Source organism: Bradyrhizobium sp. AUGA SZCCT0105 (assembly GCF_018129565.1).
In the GTDB taxonomy this organism is placed as follows: Bacteria; Pseudomonadota; Alphaproteobacteria; order Rhizobiales; family Xanthobacteraceae; genus Bradyrhizobium.
This window is the reverse complement of record NZ_JAFCMK010000003.1, coordinates 627,950-645,551: the sequence shown is the minus strand read 5'-3', so window position 1 is coordinate 645,551 and position 17,602 is coordinate 627,950. Positions and strand designations below refer to the sequence as shown.

General features: G+C 65.0%; 16 protein-coding genes. 12 read left to right on the top strand and 4 right to left on the bottom strand.

Annotated elements, in window-relative coordinates:
* Nucleotides 1–151: 151 nt before the first annotated feature.
* Together JQ573_RS19000 and JQ573_RS18995 are read right to left on the bottom strand one after the other, a co-directional pair.
* On the bottom strand, nucleotides 152–1,930 hold the full coding sequence (locus JQ573_RS19000; RefSeq protein WP_212314116.1) for a glucan ABC transporter ATP-binding protein/ permease: 1,779 nt from the start codon (nucleotides 1,928–1,930) through the stop codon (nucleotides 152–154).
* 139 nt (nucleotides 1,931–2,069) lie between these two features.
* Nucleotides 2,070–3,080, bottom strand: coding sequence for an ABC transporter substrate-binding protein (locus tag JQ573_RS18995; protein ID WP_312011538.1), 1,011 nt, complete (start codon nucleotides 3,078–3,080; stop codon nucleotides 2,070–2,072).
* Nucleotides 3,081–3,402: 322 nt separating this feature from the next.
* On the opposite strand from JQ573_RS18995, the gene JQ573_RS18990 reads away from it, so the two are divergent.
* The 7 genes from JQ573_RS18990 (at nucleotide 3,403) to JQ573_RS18960 (ending at nucleotide 9,899) form a co-directional block, all read left to right on the top strand.
* Entirely contained in the window at nucleotides 3,403–3,843 is a 441-nt protein-coding gene (locus JQ573_RS18990) for a hypothetical protein (protein WP_212314109.1), read from the top strand.
* Nucleotides 3,844–3,966: 123 nt separating this feature from the next.
* Nucleotides 3,967–4,368, top strand: coding sequence for a phosphoribosyl-ATP diphosphatase (hisE, locus tag JQ573_RS18985; RefSeq protein ID WP_173643796.1), 402 nt, complete (start codon nucleotides 3,967–3,969; stop codon nucleotides 4,366–4,368).
* A 63-nt stretch (nucleotides 4,369–4,431) separates the two neighbouring features.
* A complete protein-coding gene (locus JQ573_RS18980) occupies nucleotides 4,432–5,013 on the top strand; it encodes a YqaA family protein (RefSeq protein WP_212314108.1) in 582 nt (193 codons plus the stop codon).
* Nucleotides 5,014–5,137: 124 nt separating this feature from the next.
* The gene (locus tag JQ573_RS18975) at nucleotides 5,138–5,638 is read left to right on the top strand and encodes a hypothetical protein (RefSeq protein WP_212314356.1); all 501 of its coding nucleotides are present in this window, start codon (nucleotides 5,138–5,140) and stop codon (nucleotides 5,636–5,638) included.
* A 171-nt stretch (nucleotides 5,639–5,809) separates the two neighbouring features.
* Complete coding sequence (locus JQ573_RS18970; protein WP_212314107.1) at nucleotides 5,810–6,781, top strand: nitronate monooxygenase family protein; 972 nt, start codon at nucleotides 5,810–5,812, stop codon at nucleotides 6,779–6,781.
* Nucleotides 6,781–7,554, top strand: coding sequence for a thioesterase family protein (locus JQ573_RS18965; protein WP_212314106.1), 774 nt, complete (start codon nucleotides 6,781–6,783; stop codon nucleotides 7,552–7,554). Before JQ573_RS18970 ends, JQ573_RS18965 begins: the two co-directional genes overlap by 1 nt.
* A gap of 236 nt (nucleotides 7,555–7,790) precedes the next feature.
* On the top strand, nucleotides 7,791–9,899 hold the full coding sequence (locus JQ573_RS18960) for a hybrid sensor histidine kinase/response regulator (RefSeq protein ID WP_212314104.1): 2,109 nt from the start codon (nucleotides 7,791–7,793) through the stop codon (nucleotides 9,897–9,899).
* A 146-nt stretch (nucleotides 9,900–10,045) separates the two neighbouring features.
* Here JQ573_RS18960 and JQ573_RS18955 read toward each other — a convergent pair whose 3' ends face one another.
* Complete coding sequence (locus tag JQ573_RS18955; protein ID WP_212314103.1) at nucleotides 10,046–11,608, bottom strand: AMP-binding protein; 1,563 nt, start codon at nucleotides 11,606–11,608, stop codon at nucleotides 10,046–10,048.
* A gap of 66 nt (nucleotides 11,609–11,674) precedes the next feature.
* Here JQ573_RS18955 and JQ573_RS18950 point away from each other — a divergent pair, with 66 nt between their 5' ends.
* The 3 genes from JQ573_RS18950 (at nucleotide 11,675) to JQ573_RS18940 (ending at nucleotide 13,891) form a co-directional block, all read left to right on the top strand.
* Nucleotides 11,675–12,673 (top strand): NAD(P)H-dependent flavin oxidoreductase, encoded by a 999-nt coding sequence (locus tag JQ573_RS18950; protein WP_409334654.1) that lies wholly within the window; start codon nucleotides 11,675–11,677, stop codon nucleotides 12,671–12,673.
* A gap of 114 nt (nucleotides 12,674–12,787) precedes the next feature.
* Nucleotides 12,788–13,045 carry a hypothetical protein gene (locus JQ573_RS18945; protein WP_212314100.1) on the top strand — a complete coding sequence of 86 codons (258 nt, stop codon included), beginning with the start codon at nucleotides 12,788–12,790 and terminating at the stop codon, nucleotides 13,043–13,045.
* A 108-nt stretch (nucleotides 13,046–13,153) separates the two neighbouring features.
* Nucleotides 13,154–13,891 carry a hypothetical protein gene (locus JQ573_RS18940; protein WP_212314099.1) on the top strand — a complete coding sequence of 246 codons (738 nt, stop codon included), beginning with the start codon at nucleotides 13,154–13,156 and terminating at the stop codon, nucleotides 13,889–13,891.
* Between the two features lie 39 nt (nucleotides 13,892–13,930).
* Here the strand turns inward: JQ573_RS18940 and JQ573_RS18935 are convergent, their stop codons facing one another.
* Nucleotides 13,931–15,355 carry a toll/interleukin-1 receptor domain-containing protein gene (locus JQ573_RS18935; RefSeq protein WP_212314098.1) on the bottom strand — a complete coding sequence of 475 codons (1,425 nt, stop codon included), beginning with the start codon at nucleotides 15,353–15,355 and terminating at the stop codon, nucleotides 13,931–13,933.
* A gap of 398 nt (nucleotides 15,356–15,753) precedes the next feature.
* Between JQ573_RS18935 and JQ573_RS18930 the strand changes: the two genes are divergently transcribed.
* Together JQ573_RS18930 and JQ573_RS18925 are read left to right on the top strand one after the other, a co-directional pair.
* Entirely contained in the window at nucleotides 15,754–16,893 is a 1,140-nt protein-coding gene (locus JQ573_RS18930; protein WP_212314097.1) for a patatin-like phospholipase family protein, read from the top strand.
* A complete protein-coding gene (locus tag JQ573_RS18925) occupies nucleotides 16,893–17,591 on the top strand; it encodes a hypothetical protein (protein WP_249131925.1) in 699 nt (232 codons plus the stop codon). The genes JQ573_RS18930 and JQ573_RS18925 overlap by 1 nt, the downstream gene beginning before the upstream one ends.
* Nucleotides 17,592–17,602 lie beyond the last annotated feature (11 nt).

Below are 17,602 nucleotides of genomic sequence, written 5' to 3'. Positions count from 1 at the left end.
GATGTGACGTACGGGTTTCAAGCGTGTCCGGCGCCGCATTGCGGCGATGCAAACCTATACCGGCTTGCCAGCTGAGAACAGAGGCCGGCCAATTATATCGTGGACGAAATCGGCTGAATTTCGGCAGCCGCCTCAGTTGGAAAGGGGAGAATTATGGTGCCTCGATGCCGGCGCGCGCCTGGTCCTGGACCATGAACTGGGCCCGCGCGAGTTCGGCAAAACGCCCGCCTTTCGCCACCAGTTCATCGAAAGTTCCGCTTTCGATCACCCGTCCCTGGTCGAACAACAGGATGCGGGTGGCGTAGCGGATGGTCGAGAGACGATGCGCGATCACGAAGGTGGTGCGGCCCTTCATCACTTCGTCGAGAGCAGCATTCACCTTGGCTTCGGTGACGGCGTCGAGCGCGCTGGTTGCCTCGTCGAGGATCAGGATCGGCGGATCCTTGAGCAGCGCACGCGCAATCGATAGCCGCTGCCGCTCGCCGCCGGACAGCATGCGGCCACGCTCGCCGGCATGGGTGTCGAACTTCTTCTCGCTGCGCTCGATGAAATCCAGCGCCTGTGCGCGCGCCGCGGCGATGCGCAGCTCCTCATCGGTCGCATCGGGCTTGCCGACGCGCAGATTGTCGGCGAGCGAGCGGTTGAACAGCAGCGCCTCCTGGAACACCACGCCGATGTTCCGCCGCAGCGCGGTCAGCTTCAGAGCACGTATGTCCATACCGTCGATCTCGATGATGCCGGATTGCGGATCGAACGCCCGATGCAGCAGCGCGATCGCGGTGGATTTGCCGGCGCCGGTCGAGCCGACCAGCGCGATGGTCTGGCCGGGCAATGCGGTGAAGGTGAGGTCCTCGATCGCCGGCCGCTTGCCGTCATAGGAGAACGAGACGTCGTTGAACTCGACCAGCCCGGACAGCCGGCCGGGATCGACCGCGCCCGGACGGTCGCGCACCGCCGGCACCGCATCGAGCACGTCGAAGAATTCCTGCAGGCGCGGCGCTTCCATGAACACATTGTTGATGAAGCTGACCACCTGCTCGAGCTTCTGGATCAGCATGGTGGCGAACGAGACGAACATCACGATCTCGCCGACCGTGGTGAGGCCCTCGTTGTGGAGCGCGATGCCGACCGTGAAGATCGCAAGCACCGTGATGGTGGTCGAGGCGCGCGTGATCACGGTGACCAGCGCCCACCATGACAGCACCGGCATCTGCACCGCGAGCAGCTTGTCGGCGACGTAGCGCAGGCCCTGCACCTCGGAATCGATCCGCACGAAGCTCTGCACCAGCGCGACATTGCCGAGCGCGTCGGAGGCGCGCGCCGAAAGGTCGCTGTAATAGGCCTCGACCTCGCTCTGCATGCCGTAGGTCTTGCGCACCACCAGCGTGGTCAGCACGGTGAACACGACACAGAGCGCGAACAGCAGGATCGCCAGCCGCCAGTTGATGTAGAGCGCGAGCGGCAGCAGCACGATCAGCGATATGATGGCGGCGAAATGCTCGCGGAAGAAGCCGAGCCAGAGCCGCCACAGCGCATCGGTGCCGTTCAGCATCACCTTCATCAGCCGTCCGGAATGGGTGCCGGAGTGGAAGGTCAGCGGCAGCTGCAGGATGTGCTCGAAATAATCCGTCAGCACGGCCTGGCGCTGGCGGTGTGCGAGCCGGTCGGCCTGCAACGCGACGATCGCGCTGCAGCCGATCGTGAACAGGCCGAACGCCGCCCAGGCCGCGAGCAGCGGCCAAGCCGAGGAGGTCGCAAACAGCCCGGTGACCGGCCGGCCCGACAGCACGTCGACGATCTTGCCGAACAGCACCGGCTCGGCGAATTGCGCAGCGGCGAGCAGCATGTTGGCGGCGGCCAGGATCCAGCCGAGCCGCGCCTCCTTGCCGAGCAGTTCGAGGACGCGGGTATAGAGGCGAAGCATGGACATGCCGGCGGGACTCGTCAGCGGTGGGCGCCCGGTCAGGCGGGACGCAATCTAATCAGGGTTCGGGATGCAGGGCTAGCGGGCGATGACGCATCGCGCTCCGCGCTTTGCCGGGCATGACGACTGCGCAGAGGGGCGACTTTCAATTCACCAGCCGGCCATCGATCGGCGGCAGGAATTGGTCGTCGAAGATGTCGGCAGCGTGCGGCCGCTTCTGGAATTTGAAGTCCTCCGCGAGCTGGTCGAGCGATCGCTCGAAGCGCTCCGCCTCGATGCCGCCGAGGCCGTCGCGCTTCACCTCGCCGGTCAGGATGTTGTCGCGGATGATGGCGCCCAGCCGCTCGAGCTCCAGGTCGCGCGAACCGCCATCCATCCGGCTCACCACCTCGCTCGCCGCGCGGGCCGGGTCCTTGACCGCGAGGTTGGTGCCGCCGATCACCGCGCGCACGAAGCCTTTCACCGCGTCCGGCTTCGCCGCCGCAAGCCGCGGGCTGACGATCACGGCAAAGCCATAGGCTTCGCAGCCATAGTCGGCGAAGCGCAGCACCGCGAGATCGTCGGCGGGCACGCCGCGATCGCGCAGATTGATTGCCGAGAGATAGGAGAAGCCGGTTACGGCATCGATTTGGCCTGCGGAAAGCATCGGCTCGCGCACCGCCGCGCTGATCGTGCTCTGCTTCACGCTCGCGAGCTTGATGCCGTTCTGCTTGGCGACCGCGGGCCACAGCCGGATCGAAAGATCGCCCTCGGCGACGCCGAGGTTCTTGCCCTGGATGTCGGTCAGCGCCTTGATGCCCCGGCTCTTGCGGGCAATGATCGCATAAGGCGCCTGGTTGAACAGCACGAACACCGCCTTGACGGGGGCAGCACCTGGCTTGTCGCGAAAGCGGATCAGCGAGTTGATGTCGACGAGGGCGAAATCGCTTGAGCCGTCGGCGACGCGCGCGATGGCGTCCGCCGAACTGGTGGCGACGTTGGTGCCGACCGCAAGGCCCTCGGCGCTGAACAGGCCGCCTGCCGACGCCATCACGAATGGGGCCGCGGCCGCATCAAGCGGACGGTCGAGCGTGAACTGGATGGTGAGCGGCTGCGGCGCATCGCCGGCGCGCAGCGGTGTGACGGCCGGCCACACGCCGCCCGAAAGGCCGATCATGCCGGCCAGTATCCAGCGGAGAACGGTGGTCCGACTTACCTGCATCATGACATCCGGGAGGCGAGACAAAGTGCCGCGCCGGCTGCGCCTGCTTCATGACATCGAATGCGCCAGGGCAGGGTGCAATTCAAGCATCAATTTCAAGCGTTATTTGTTCAAGCGTTATTTGCCAGCATCCTGCCCCAGGCAAGGTGAACGGCCGATGACTGCCTCGATTTCACCTCAGGTTGTTCAGCTTGCATTCGGTTTGGGGAACCTAATCTAGAGGCAGTGGTTAGCTCACCAGGGCCCGTCGGGCCGGCTTCCATAAAGGATGACTACAATGTTTGCGCGAAAGGGTGTTTTTTCGTCCATTGGCCGCGCAGCCACATTGGCAACGGTTGCCGTGGTGGCGTTGACGGCCGTTGAGCCGACGATGGCGTTCGCAGGCTCTGCTCCGGCGGGCAAGGCGGCCGCCGTGACCACATCGCACGGCACGAGCGACGTGACCGACATCAGCGCGCGCCGTCGCTACTATCGTGGCGGAGGCGGTGGTGCGGCCGCTGCGGCTGTGTTCGCCGGGATCGTCGGCACGGGTCTGGCGATCGCCGCAACCCAGAACCGTCGCGACTATTACGACTCCTATGGCTACGACAGCGGCCCGGGCTACTACGGTGGTCCCGCCTATTATGGTGGTGGCCCGGCCTATTACGGCGGCGGACCGTATTATGGTTATCACGGCTATTACGGGCACCGCTCGGCACTGCCCTATACGCCGTACTGACACCGTCGTCGGTTCTCAGAACTGTCACAAAGGATCGGATCCACCGGCTGCGAGGCCGGTGGATTTTTCGTTGTCGGCTCGCCCGTTAACACGCTGGCGACGCGTTTCGACTAGGCTCGTAGGATGAGTGATTCGATCGAGCGGCTTTACCAGGCGGTGATCGTGGCCAAGGATCTTGATCCGGCTACGTCGCGCACGGCACGGCTGTTCCAGCGCGGGCCGGCCAAGATGGCCAAGAAGCTCGCCGAGGAAGCGGTCGAGGTCGTGATCGACGCCGTCAGCGGCAAGCCGGACGCCGTCGTCCGCGAGAGCGCGGACCTGCTCTACAATCTCACCGTTCTGTGGGCATCGGCCGGCGTGAAGCCGGGGGATGTGTGGCGCGAGATGGAGCGGCGCGAGCGGCTGCTCGGGATCGCCGAGAAGCTGCCGAAGTCGCCAGTTAAGCTGCCCAAGACCGCGCCCGTTCCGGTGGTTCGGCGTCGAATTGTCGCGCTGGAGAACCGGCTGCGCAAACGGCAGTCGTAAATCAACCAAATTCGATCCATTCCCGGCATGGACAAATCCGCTCCATGATGGTTCATCGCGCCCATGTTGAAACGGATTTACGACTGGTGCGTCGCGGCGGCCGACAAGCCCTACGCACTCTGGATTCTCGCGGCCGTCGCCTTCGCCGAGAGCTCCTTCTTCCCGATCCCTCCTGACATCATGCTGTTGCCGATGTCGTTGGCGCGGCCGAAGCGGGCCTGGTGGTTCGCGGCCGTCTGCACCGTCGCGTCGGTCGCCGGCGGCGTGCTCGGCTACGCGATCGGCGCGCTGCTCTACGACTCGCTCGGACAATGGCTGATCCATCTCTATGGCCTCTCCGACAAGGTCGACGCGTTCCGCGCCTCCTATGCCGAATGGGGTGCCGTGATCATCCTCGTGAAGGGGCTGACGCCGATCCCCTACAAGCTCGTGACGATCACGTCGGGCTTTGCCGGCTACAACATCTGGCTGTTCATCCTGTGCTCGATCGTCGCACGCGGCGGCCGCTTCTTCTTTGTCGCGGTGCTGCTCAACCGCTATGGCGATGTCATCCGCGCCGAGCTCGAGAAGCGGCTCGGCCTGTGGGTCGCGATCGGCGCGATCGTGCTGGTGCTGGGCTTTGTTGTCGCATTCAAGCTGATCTGACCAAAGTTCTAGCTGTTCGCGTCTTTGCTCGCGGACAGCTTCGGACTACGGTCGCTGCGTTGGCTGATGGAATCGACGACCGGTGAACCTCGCGAGACTCAATCCCGCCAAGGCATGCGTTGCGATGGCGGGCCTTGCGCTGTCGATGGCGCTGGCTGCGACCGACAGCGCACGGGCGCAGACTGCGCCGCCCGCACTCGGCGTGCAGTCGCCGGCGCAGCAGCCTGCTGAGTCTCCGCAGCAACAACAGATCGAGCTGCCGCCGGCGCCGGTCGAGCGCGAGAATCCCGGGCTGATCAACGAAATCGGAAAGCTGTTCGAGAAGTCGAAGTCGGCGCTGCCGTCGTTGAAGAGCCCCGGCGAGACCATTAACGATCTGTCGAACATCGCGCGCCCCTCGACGATGGTGACCGGGCGTGCGGCCTGCGTGGTGGCCTCGAACGGCGCGCCGGACTGCAAGATCGGCGCCGACCGGCTGTGCCAGAGCAAGGGGTTCAAGGAAGGCAAGAGCATCGATACCGACGCCTCCGAGAAATGCTCGCCGCTGGTCTATCTGCCGGGCCACAAGCGCGGGCCGAACGACTGCAAGACGGAGAATTTCGTGACACGGGCGGTCTGCCAATAAAGGTGGTCGAAACCGCGTCTGGGATGCCAGATGTGCCCGAGAACACGGCATTTGGATGAGGTTTTGTCATCCTTTTTGCAGCGCCGTAACGCAATACTTGACACTGGAAAGATTGCCTTGTTGGTATGACGATCAGCATTCGAGACCAACCAACTTGAGGATCCGCCGCCAATGTCCATGCCTGCTCTGTTCAAGGGCCGCCTGTCTCTTCCCGTGATCGGGGCACCGCTGTTCATCATCTCGGTGCCCGACCTCGTCATCGCCCAGTGCAAGGCCGGCGTGGTCGGCTCGTTTCCGTCACTGAACGCGCGGCCGCCGGAACTGCTCGACGAATGGCTGTACCGGATCAAGGAAGAGCTTGCCGCCTACGACAAGGCGCATCCGGAACGGCCCTCAGCGCCGTTCGCGGTGAACCAGATCGTGCACAAGTCGAACAATCGGCTCGATCACGACATGGCGCTTTGCGAGAAGCACAAGGTGCCGATGATCATCTCCTCGCTCGGCGCGCGCGAGGAGCTGAACCAGGCCGTCCACGGCTGGGGCGGCATCGTGTTCCACGACGTGATCAACCAGAAGTTCGCGCACAAGGCGATCGAGAAGGGCGCCGACGGCCTGATCCTGGTCGCGGCCGGCGCCGGCGGTCATGCCGGCACGCTGTCGCCGTTCCCGTTCGTTTCGGAGACGCGGCAGTGGTTCGACGGGCCGATCGCGCTGTCGGGCACCATCGCCAATGGCCGCGCCATTCGCGCAGCGCGCATCATCGGCGCCGACTTCGCCTATATCGGCTCCGCCTTCATCGCGACCAAAGAGGCGAATGCGGTCGAGGGCTACAAGAGCATGATCACCAATTCGTCCGCCGAGGACATCGTCTACTCCAATCTGTTCACCGGCGTGCACGGCAACTACCTGAAGCCGTCGATCGTCGCCGCCGGCATGGATCCGGAAAACCTGCCGACCTCCGATCCCTCGAAGATGAGCTTCGGCACTGACTCGTCGGGCGAGCGCGCCAAGCCGAAGGCCTGGAAGGAGATCTGGGGCTCCGGCCAGGGCGTCGGCAGCATCTCCAAGGTGGTGCCCGCGGCCGAACTGATCGCCCGCTTCAAGAAAGAATATGACGAAGCAGTCGATCCGGCGCTTGGTTGATGGAGCCGATCTTTCGCGTTGACGGCGACCGCGTCGTCACCAGTCCGGATGCCGCGGGTCCATGGGACCCGCGGATGCAGCACGGGTCCGCGCCGGCCGCGCTGGTGGTGTGGGCCGCAGAAGCCATCCCGACGCCGGCGCCGATGCGGATCGCGCGGGTCACGATCGACCTGATGCGTCCGGTGCCGGTGGCGCCGCTGACGGTCTCGAGCGAGATCCTGCGCGACGGCCGCAAGATCCAGCTCTGCGGCGTCAGGCTGCTCGCCGACGGCGTTCTCGTCGTCTCGGCCACCGTGCTCAAGATCAAGCAGCAGGCGGCCGAGCTGCCGCCGGATGTCGCGGCCCTTCCGGTCGATCTGCCGGGCCCCGATGAAAGTATCGTCGAGCCGGGCAACCTCGCGAACAGTCCGTTCGTGAAGAACATCTCGATGCGCGCCGCGCGCGGCCGCTTCGGCGTGCTGGGCCCGGGCGCGATCTGGTTCCGCGTCAACCAGCCGCTGATCGCAGGCGTCGCCGTTTCGCAGGCGATGCGTGCAGTGGTCGCCTCGGATTTCTCCAACGGCGTTTCGCCGACACTCGATTTCAGCCAGTGGACCTTCATCAACGCCGATCTCACCGTGAGTCTGGCGCGCGAGCCGGTCGGCGACTGGGTCCTGCTCGACAGCGAGTCCTGGATCGGGCCTGACGGCGCAGGGCTTGCGATGTCGCGGCTCGCCGACCAGCGCGGCTATTTCGGCCGTACCGTCCAGAGCCTCGTGATCGAGCGGCGCTAGCGCCGGGCCGGTTCAGCCGCCACAATGGAGAGAAGGGCAGCCCGCAGCGGCCGCCCCTGTGCAAAAATACCCCTGCGCGTCCGGAACGGTTGGCGGCACCAACGAGTTTTGGTCTCGTTAGGGGGTGTCATGACGCGCATCGATCTCGCCGCCGGTTTCCTGGCCAAGGCCGTCCGGCGGCCCCGTGCGTTGCGGGTGGCCGGTATCGGCGCTCCGGAGCGGCCCGGAGCCACGCGGTGAAGCCCGGCCCGTCCTCGGAACGCGCGGTCATCCTCGCCGCGAGCGAGCGGGACGCCGTCAAGACTGCCCACCTGATCAAGGAAGCCGGCTACTACGCCAACATCTGCGGCGACCTCGCCGAGTTCGAGCACCAGGTCGCAAGCGGGGCGGGCCTTGCCATTATTGCCGATGAGGCGATCAGGACCGCCGACCTTGTCGGCCTGACGCGCTGGCTGAACGAGCAGCCGTCATGGTCGGATTTTCCCATCGTGCTGATGAGCGAGAAGGGCGGGCCCGAGCGCAATCCCGAAGCGGCGCGGCTCGGCCGCGCGCTCGGCAATGTCACCTTCATCGAGCGGCCGTTCCATCCAACCACGCTGGTGAGCCTGGTCGCCGCGGCGGTGCGCGGCCGCCGCCGCCAGTACCAGACCCGCCAGATACTGGAAGACCTGACTGAGAGCGAAGACCTGTTGCAGACCGCGCTCGATGCCGGCCATCTCGGCGCGCTCGAACTTCATCTGCCGGATTTCGAGCTCGAGGCGTCGCCGACCTGCAAGACATTCTTCGGGCGCAAGCCTCGCGGCCCCTTCACCTATCAGGATCTGCTCGAAGCGGTGCATCCCGATGACCGCGCCCGCCGCAGCGAAATTGTCGAGCAAACGCTGCGCACCGGCGCGGATTACCGGATCGAGTATCGCAACATCTGGCCCGACGGCACCCAGCACTGGGTCGATGTCCGCGCCCGCGCGGTGCGCCGGCCCGACGGCAGCATCCGATCGCTGGTCGGGGTCTGCTCCGACATCACCGCGCGCAAGACCGCGGAGATCGAGCGCGAAGCGCTGCTGACACAGCTCGCCGCGGAGCGCACCGCGCTTGCCGAGCTCACCGCGACGCTGGAGCAGCGGGTCGAACAGCGCACCGCCGACCTGATGAAGGAGGTCGCCGCGCGCGAGAGGGCGCAGGAACAGCTCCGCCATGCGCAGAAGATGGAGGCGATCGGCCAGCTTACCGGCGGCGTCGCGCACGACTTCAACAATCTGCTGATGGCCGTGATGGGCAATCTCGATCTGCTGCGCAAGCGGATGCCGGAGGACCCGCGCCTGCGCCGGCTGGTCGATGGCGCGTTGCAGGGTGCCGAGCGCGGTGCCTCGCTGACGCAGCGGCTATTGGCATTCGCACGGCAGCAGGATCTGCGCGCGGTGCCGGTCGATCTCGGCGCGCTGGTGCGCGATATGAGCGAATTGCTCGAGCGCTCGCTCGGGCCGCGCATCACGCTGCGGCTCGACATCCCGGACGGACTGCCGGCGGCCTGCGTCGATACCAACCAGCTCGAGCTTGCGGTGCTCAACCTTGCGATCAACGCGCGCGATGCGATGCCGGATGGCGGCGTGATCGAAATCCGCCTCGCGGCCTGGCAGGCCAAAAACGATCCCGCGCTGCAGCCGGGCAATTACCTGAAGCTGTCGGTGGTCGACAGCGGCAGCGGCATGTCGCCGGACGTGCTGAAGCGGGCGATCGAGCCGTTCTTCTCGTCAAAGCCGGTGGGCAAGGGGACCGGGCTCGGCCTGTCGATGGTGCATGGGCTCGCGGTGCAGCTCGGCGGCGAGTTGCAACTTTCAAGCGCGGTCGGCAAGGGCACCACGGCGGTGCTGGTACTGCCGGTCGCGACTGCCGTGCCGGCGGTGGAGAGCCCAGCGCCTGCGGCGCAGCAGGTCAAGCGCTCGGCGGTGATCCTGCTGGTCGACGACGATCCGCTGATCGCGATGTCGACCATGGAGATGCTGGAGGACCTCGGCCATCGCGTGATCGGCGCCAGTTCCGGACCGCACGCGCTCGATATCCTCAGGAGCGACCAGGAGATCGACCTGATGATGACCGATCACGTGATGCCGGGCATGACCGGCATCGAACTCGCCGCGGCCTCGCGCGAGTTGCGCCCGCATCTCGTCGTCCTGCTCGCCACCGGCTATGCCGAACTGCCCGACGGCACCCAAGTCGACCTGCCGCGGCTGGCCAAGCCCTACCACCAGGATCAGCTGCGCGAGCGGCTCGATCAGCTGCTGGGGCAGGGGGGCGGTCAGCTCGCTCCTGTCGCAAATCCCAGCGCTCTCTCACCGTCACCCTGAGGAGCCGCGAAGCGGCGTCTCGAAGGGCGTCGGCCCGGCTGCCGCCGCGATGGGCCGAGACGCGCGCTGAGATATCTCGGCCGTTCATCCTTCGAGACGCGCGCTGTGCTCGCTCCTCAGGATGACGGGCTTCAGTTCGGCGAACGTCACCCCACCATGCGGTCGCGGCCGGACCAGAAGCGCGCCTTCAGCACCTTCTTGTCGACCTTGCCGACGCCGGTCATCGGCAGCTCCTTGACGAACTGGATCTGCTTCGGCGCGTGCGCCGAGCCCTTCTTTGCCTTCACGAGGCTGATCAGCTCGTCGGCGTCGGGCACAGCGCCCTCGCGCGCCACCACGACGGCGGTGACGGCCTCGCCCCATTTGTCGTCGGGCACGCCGACCACCGCGACCATCGCGACGTCGGCGTGCTGCGACAGCACATCCTCGACTTCGCGTGGAAAGATGTTGAAGCCGCCGGAGACGATCATGTCCTTCTTGCGGTCGAGGATGAACATGTAGCCGCGCTCGTCCTTGCGGGCGATGTCGCCGGTGTGCAGCCAGCCGCTCTTCAGGGTCTCCGCCGTGATGTCGGGCCGCTTCCAGTATTCGGCCATCACATGCGTGGCGCGCACGCAGATCTCGCCGGCCTCGCCGGTCGCGACCTCCTGGTCGTCCTGATCGAGGATCTTCACCTGGCAGGCGGTGATCGGGAAGCCGCAGGACAGGAACAGCTCCGGCGTCTTCGGGTCATGGTCCGCCTTGCGCAGCACCGAGACCGGATAGCATTCGGTCTGGCCATAGAGCTGCGAGAATACCGGGCCGATCCGCTCGATGCCTTCGACCAGCCGGCTCGGAGACATCGCGGAGGCGCCGTAGAGCAACAGCTCGAGCGAGGAGAGGTCGGTTTTGGGCAGCGCTGGATGATCCAGCATCACATAGATCATGGTCGGCACGAACAGCGTGAAGTTGATCTTCTCGCGCTCGATGGTCTTGAACACGGCTTCCGGATCGAACCCCTTCAGCATGTGCACGGTGCCGCCGCGCATCAGCGTCGGCAGCACCTTGGTGCCGGCGACATGGCTGATCGGCGCCACCGTCAGGTAGCGCGGCGTCTCCGGAATCTCGAAGTCGGCGAGGATGGCGGCGGCGAAGCCGCCATATTCGCGGTGATAGCGCAGCGCGCCCTTGGATTTGCCGGTCGTGCCGCCGGTGTAGTTCAGGGTCGAGATGTCGTCCTCGCGGGCGAAGTTTTTCGCGGTCGCGCTGCCGGCATTCTCGACCACCTGCACCAGGTCGGCGCCGTAATCTGCCGGGCCGAGCGTGAACACGGTCTTCAGGCCGGCGGCCTTCGCGGCGAGCTCGCCGCCACGATCGCGAAACGTGATGCCGTCGACGATCAGCATCTCGGCTTCGGAGTCCTCGATCTGGAACAGCTGGTCGTCGAGCGAGCCGAGCGGGTGCAGCCAGGTGATCGCGAGCCGCGACAATTGCGCGGCGACGCCGGCGCACCAGCTGTCGGCGCGGTTGGCGGTGAGCAGCGCGACGCGGGTGCCCGGCGCAAAGCCGAGCCGCATGAACACGCTCTGCATCCGTCCGATCAGGTCGGTCGCGCCCTGATAGCTGAGCGAACCGCCCGGCCAGGCGAAGGCCGTGCGTGACGGGTAGCGCGCCAGCGCCCGCAAGGTCTGCTCGCACACCGCCGGAAATGCATAGAGCGGATTGCTCATCTCGTTGTCCCTCCTGCCTTTGTCTTTGGCTTCTCTCGTGCCAATGTTGGCGATAACGCTAACACAATGATGCAGGGAAGAAACAACTTGTCCGCTGATCCTCTCGCGCGTTTTCGCAATCGCCTTCGGTTGCCGCTGATCGCAGCGCCGATGTTTCTGGTGTCGGGCGTCGAGCTGGTGGTAGCTGCCTGCCGCAATGGCGTGATCGGCTCGTTTCCGACGGTGAATTGCCGTGAGACGGAACAGCTCGATGCATGGCTCGGCGACATCGAACGCCGCTTGCAGGCACACGCCGATGCAAGCGGCACGACGGCGGCGCCGATCTGCCCGAACCTGATCGTGCATCGCTCCAACACGCGGCTGGCGCAGGATCTCGCGGTGCTGCTGCGGCACAAGCCCGAGCTTGTGATCACCTCGGTCGGCTCCCCGGCGCCGGTGCTCGCACCCCTGCACGATGCCGGCGCGCTGGTGTTCGCCGACGTCGCCTCGATCCGCCATGCCGAGCGCGCGGTCGCGGCTGGCGCCGACGGGCTGGTGCTGCTCACCGCGGGCGCCGGCGGGCAGACCGGCTGGCTCAATCCGTTCGTGTTCGTCCGTGCGGTGCGCGCATTCTTCGACGGCCCGATCGTGCTGGCCGGCGGCATCAGCGACGGCCACGCGCTGCGCGCCGCGGAGGCGCTTGGCTGCGATCTCGCCTACATGGGTACCAAGTTCATCGCGACGCGCGAGAGCATGGCGGACGCGAGGTACAAGCAGATGCTGGTCGACTCTAGCGCTGATGACATCTTGCTCACGACGGCCTTCACGGGCCTGCAGACCAACATGCTGCGGCCCTCGATCGAGGCCGCCGGTCTCGATCCCGACGACCTGCCGGCGCGCGGCGCGATCGATATCGGCAAGGACATCGACATCGGCGCCCGTGAAAGCCGCCCCAAACGCTGGCGCGACATCTGGAGCGGCGGTCATTCCACCTCAGGGGTGACCGGGGTGCTCGCGGTCGATGATCTCTTGGCCCAGACGATCGCGGAGTACGAGGTGGCGAGCGCGCGGGTGCGGCTCGTCTGACCGATCAAGTCCCGCCTGTCCGCTTAACGCGGCATTAACCATGCCAGTCCCAACTATGCACCAGGGATGGTCCGCCAGCCGCGGCTGGCCGCCCGGCAGTTGTGGGAATGCGACATGGCTTTTGAGGCGCTCTTCGCCAGGGATTCGGCCAAGACCCCGGCATCGCTCGACGATCTCCGGACCCGCGTGTTCTACGCCCTGCAGCGGCATCCGCTGTGCCGTCAGGTCGAATTCGACATCGTCAGCACGCCGCGCACCCGCCGCACCAACTGGACGGTTAGCCTGCACTCGGTCCAGCCCGGTGCCCTCTGGACGGCACATGAGATCGTGGCCGACATCCAGGAAGCCTATGAGCTTGACGCCGCGGCCTGATTTTCGGGCCGTTTCGGGACGATTTCACCTATTTGGCGCTGTCACGGCACGGTAACGCCGCATTTCTCGCGCAGTTTGCGGCAACACCGGCCGGGAATGGAGTAGTTTTTGACCAGAGCCATCACCCTCGCCGCGCTGACCTGCTTCCTCCTCGCCGGCGCCGCGATAACAGCCATTTTGGGCCGTGACAGCCTGCCCGCGGCGCAGGCCGACATTGGTCCGGTCGCCAATCGCGCCAGCAAGCAGGACAAGCTTGCGGTCACGACGCTCGCGACGGCCGCCTTCGAGGCGCCGCGGCCGGCCGAGCCTCCCGCCAGTCCGTCACCGCTCCTGCTGCGGGCGCAAGCCGCGATCCCGGGCGCGACCGATATTGTGCGCCAGGCCTATGCCTCCGCCGAGCCTGCCGATATCGGCCTGCCGAAGATCAATGACCCCGTCGATGCGGCCCAGCCGCAGATCGCCGAGCCCGCCGCACCGGCGCCGGCCGCCCCCGCCGCGCTGCCGAAGCCCAAGGCGGCCGCCAAGCCGGCGCCGCAGAAGACCTACGCCCTGCTCAGCGATGCGCAGATCGCCGGCATCAAGGATCGGCTCAAGCTGTCGTCATCGCAGGAGTATTACTGGCCGGCGGTCGAGACTGCGCTGCGCGCCGTCGCGCGCAAGATCCACGCCAAGCGCCAGGGCGATCCCGCATCGGGAACCATGCCGATCGATCCCGACTCCGAGGAAGTCCAGCAGCTGAAGTCGGCGGCGATGCCGCTGCTGTTCCAGCTCCGCGAGGATCAGAAGAACGAGGTCCGCTCGCTGGCGCGCCTGATCGGCCTCGAACGCGTCGCTTCGATGATCTGAGCGCAAGGGTCGGCCGCGCCGACCTGCTGTCGGCGCGTTCTAGTGGGCTTCCAGCGGACGCAGCTTGTCCACCTTGCCCTGGGTTTCGACCAGCAGTTGCTTCATGAAGTCCTTGTTGCGCTTGAGCCATGGCTCCAGCGTCTGCCGTACATCGCCCGGCGACTTCTTCTCGATGGCCTGCGCAAGCCGGGTCTGAAACGTCCCCCAATCCTTGAACATCTCCTTCAAGAGAGAATCGTCGGAGATGTTGATCGTCGACTTGATATCGCCGACGGTCTCGAGCTCGCGCATGTTGCCCTGTCGCAGGATCGAATCGAGGTTTTCCAGGCATTCGTGGTAGCGCTGCAGCAGATCGTCCCATCGCTTGGCGCTGAAGTCATCGTCCAGGTTCTCGACCGCGTTGTACAGCGGCTCGAGAAACGACCATCGGAAGCGCCGCGCCAGTCGCAGCAGGATTGAGAGGAAGACGATGTCCTTCGGCATGTTCTGCGCGACCATCAGTCTTGGATCCTCGCTGAATGGCGGCATCGGCACGAAGATGATGACGACCGAGAACGGCGTGTTGTCGAGATATTCGAGCCGGGCGATGACCGGTTGATACAGCTTCAAATCGCGGAAGATCGGACTGAGGACCTGCTCGCGGTTTCGCCGGCTGGCAATGTCCACGTCGGAGAACGAGTTCGCGACGTAGCTCGTCAACTCGTCGAGCCAGGCGCCACTGTCATACCGGTTTTGTGCGCTGAGCAGGTCGTCCCAGTCGAGATCAGCCGCGTCGGGGCCGGACAGCAGCGTGGTGGTGGCGGGATCCGCCTCCAGCCTGGCATCCGTCAGGAATCCGCGCGCACGGTCTGACGGCGGCAATGCCTTCAGCGCATCGGCCTTCTGCCGGAACGACAATTCGTCGCTGAACACGATGCGAAGCCGCAGACGAAACAGCTCTTCCGGGCGGGTGATCTGCATGAACTGCGCGTGCAGGTCCTTCACCGCCTCGTTGAAGTCGCGGGCGTGATTGGCGTTCAGTTTCGGCCGCAGCGGCACGGCACCGAAGGTCGGCCGCACGAACAGATCTTCGAGAAACCGCCGGACCTCGTCCTCGCCGATCCCGTAAAACTCGTTCTCTGCCAGCATCGGAAACGAGGGTGAGCTATCGACCGAGAACCACAGCACCTTTGACATGAGCTTCAGCGCGCGTTTGTAGCCATCGAACTGGGCGATCTCGGACGCGCACCACGTCCAATTGTGCTCGGCATTGGTGTGAATGAAGATCAGGCAGTCGGCCTTGGCCGTGTTGTCGATCATCCATTGCCGCCATTCCGTGCCTCCGGGAATTTCCTCGCACACGAAGCATTCCACCGAACGCTGACCGTCCAGGCTGCTGAGATATTCGAGCCGCGCCTTCAACAGGCGCGCGAGAAATCTGTCTTCGGCGCGATGGCTGATAAAGACCGAGAAATCATTTGGCATGGCAAAATCCGATCTGCATGAACTTGATGCGACGGCTGGCCGTGTCTCATCGGCCGAATGCCGCGGCTGCACGTCCTGCCGCGGACAGAATGATAGCTCGTCTCTGAAATCTGCGATCGCCGGGCGCGAAAAAGAAAAACCGCCAGCCAGTGATGTATCTCACTATACCTTAGGGTGTGCCATGTGCAAGATACCTAGGGAACCGGCGCGCGATGCTTGTCGTGCTCCGATGCGGACTGGCTAAAATTTTTCGAAACTCAGCTGATGTGTCGATTTGAATGCATCGCTTCATTTCATGGCCTGGCGCCGTTCGCGCCTGGACGCACGACCAATTGAGCCTTCGGCCGTGATCGGTCGGCCGTATCGAGATCAGCAAAAGTCATAGTCGGGGGGCAATTATGCCGAAGACCAAGCAGCAGCATCTTGATCGTGAAGCCGGACCGAAGCGGATACTGGCGCTCGACGGTGGCGGCATTCGCGGCGTTCTGACGCTCGAATATCTGGCCGTGATTGAGACGCAGTTGCGCGAGCGGTACAAGAACAACGACCTGCTGCTGTGCGACTATTTCGATCTGATCGGCGGTACCTCGACGGGATCGATCATCGCGGCCGGGCTCGCCTGCGGCATGACGGTGGACGCCCTGAAGAAGCTCTATCGCTCGATCGGCACGGACATCTTTCAGGAATCGTTCTGGCGGCGGGGGCTGCTGGCGCCGAAATTCAATTCCGACGCCTTGCAGCGCGCGCTCGATGCGCAGCTCGGCGCCGACACCGTGATCGGCGGCGATCGCATCCGCACCGGCTTGATGATCATGACCAAGCGGCTCGATACCGGCAGTCCCTGGCCGCTGCACAATCATCCGGACGCGGTCTTTGCCAAGCAGGACGGCGCGTTGCGGCTGACCCAGGTGGTGCGCGCCAGCACCGCGGCGCCAACCTATTTCAAACCGGAGGAGATCACGATCTCGGCGCGCGACGGTCACACAGTCAACGGCGCCTTCGTCGACGGCGGCGTGAGCCCGTTCAACGATCCGGCTCTGCAACTCCTGATGCTCGCGGCACTCCACGGCCACGGCTTTCGCTGGCATACCGGCAAGGACAAGCTGCTGCTGATCTCGGCGGGTACCGGCGTATTCAGGTCGACCTACCCGACGGAGCAGATCCTCCACATGCCGGCGGCGGAGCAGGGTGTGCGCTCGCTGCAATCGCTCATGGACGATTGCAGCCGGCACAATCACGGCATGCTGCAATGGCTCACCAATTGCCTGACGCCGTGGCCGATCGATCGCGCGGTGACGGATATGATAGCGGACAGCGAGAACGGGCCGCAACTCGCGACCTATGCGCGCTACAACGTGCTGCTGGAAGCGGCTTGGCTGAAGGAGAAGCTCCGCATCGATCAGACGCCGGACGCGCTTGCGAAGGTCGCCGCAATGGACGACCCGAAGAACATGGACGAACTCGCCGGGATCGGACAGCTCGCTGCGAAGGAGCAGGTCAGGCCGGAACATTTCCCACAGGCCTTCGATCTCACGTGATGCCGCGCGCAACGCGCGTCACGACACGCGGATCCCGACTTCGACAAGGAATTTGGCTTCAGTTAAGTTCGTCACCTGGACACAATGATCCAATCATGAGTCGAGGTGCCGCGATGGCCACGGAACAAGACGCCAAGTCACCGAACACGGTGGTTCTCTTCAGCGGTCACATGATCGATGCGCCAGATCGAAAAACGCCACGCTTTCCCCCGGACAAGGAGCCCGCGGCCGCCGCTGCGATTGCCGACGCACTTGCGAAGATCGGTGTCACCAAAGGTGATCTCGCCATTTGCGGCGGCGCCTGCGGCGGCGACCTGTTGTTTGCGGAAGCCGCCCTCGCGCAGGGCATGCGGCTTGAAATCTATATTCCATTCGATGAACCGACGTTCCTTGCCGGCTCGGTCGATTTCGCCGGCGGCAACTGGCGCGCGCGCTATTTCGCGGCGAAATCGAAGGCTACGCTACACGTCATGCCCGACGAACTGGGGCCGCTGCCGGCCGGCGAGAACGCCTACGAGCGCGACAATCAATGGATGCTGGAGCGGGCCGCCCGGTTTGGCGACAAGAAGCTCGCCTTTGTCTGCCTGTGGAACGGCGAAGGCGGCGATGGACCCGGCGGCGCCAAGCACCTGATGGATGAGGCGGGGCGCAAGACGACGTGGGTTTACTGGCTGGATACGAGAAAATTATGGGACTAGGAGATTTCGAA

What these genes read in the sequence shown, in the direction of transcription:
- JQ573_RS18950 (WP_409334654.1), top strand. Translation starts at nt 11,675, where the DNA reads ATGATGCAGGGAAGAAACAACTTGTCCGCTGATCCTCTCGCGCGTTTT.
- JQ573_RS18995 (WP_312011538.1), bottom strand. Translation starts at nt 3,080, where the DNA reads ATGATCGGCCTTTCGGGCGGCGTGTGGCCGGCCGTCACACCGCTGCGC.
- JQ573_RS18980 (WP_212314108.1), top strand. Translation starts at nt 4,432, where the DNA reads ATGTTGAAACGGATTTACGACTGGTGCGTCGCGGCGGCCGACAAGCCC.
- JQ573_RS18955 (WP_212314103.1), bottom strand. Translation starts at nt 11,608, where the DNA reads ATGAGCAATCCGCTCTATGCATTTCCGGCGGTGTGCGAGCAGACCTTG.
- JQ573_RS18930 (WP_212314097.1), top strand. Translation starts at nt 15,754, where the DNA reads ATGCCGAAGACCAAGCAGCAGCATCTTGATCGTGAAGCCGGACCGAAG.
- JQ573_RS18970 (WP_212314107.1), top strand. Translation starts at nt 5,810, where the DNA reads ATGTCCATGCCTGCTCTGTTCAAGGGCCGCCTGTCTCTTCCCGTGATC.
- JQ573_RS18990 (WP_212314109.1), top strand. Translation starts at nt 3,403, where the DNA reads ATGTTTGCGCGAAAGGGTGTTTTTTCGTCCATTGGCCGCGCAGCCACA.
- JQ573_RS18925 (WP_249131925.1), top strand. Translation starts at nt 16,893, where the DNA reads ATGCCGCGCGCAACGCGCGTCACGACACGCGGATCCCGACTTCGACAA.
- JQ573_RS18965 (WP_212314106.1), top strand. Translation starts at nt 6,781, where the DNA reads ATGGAGCCGATCTTTCGCGTTGACGGCGACCGCGTCGTCACCAGTCCG.
- JQ573_RS18945 (WP_212314100.1), top strand. Translation starts at nt 12,788, where the DNA reads ATGGCTTTTGAGGCGCTCTTCGCCAGGGATTCGGCCAAGACCCCGGCA.
- JQ573_RS18935 (WP_212314098.1), bottom strand. Translation starts at nt 15,355, where the DNA reads ATGCCAAATGATTTCTCGGTCTTTATCAGCCATCGCGCCGAAGACAGA.
- JQ573_RS19000 (WP_212314116.1), bottom strand. Translation starts at nt 1,930, where the DNA reads ATGTCCATGCTTCGCCTCTATACCCGCGTCCTCGAACTGCTCGGCAAG.
- hisE (WP_173643796.1), top strand. Translation starts at nt 3,967, where the DNA reads ATGAGTGATTCGATCGAGCGGCTTTACCAGGCGGTGATCGTGGCCAAG.
- JQ573_RS18975 (WP_212314356.1), top strand. Translation starts at nt 5,138, where the DNA reads ATGGCGGGCCTTGCGCTGTCGATGGCGCTGGCTGCGACCGACAGCGCA.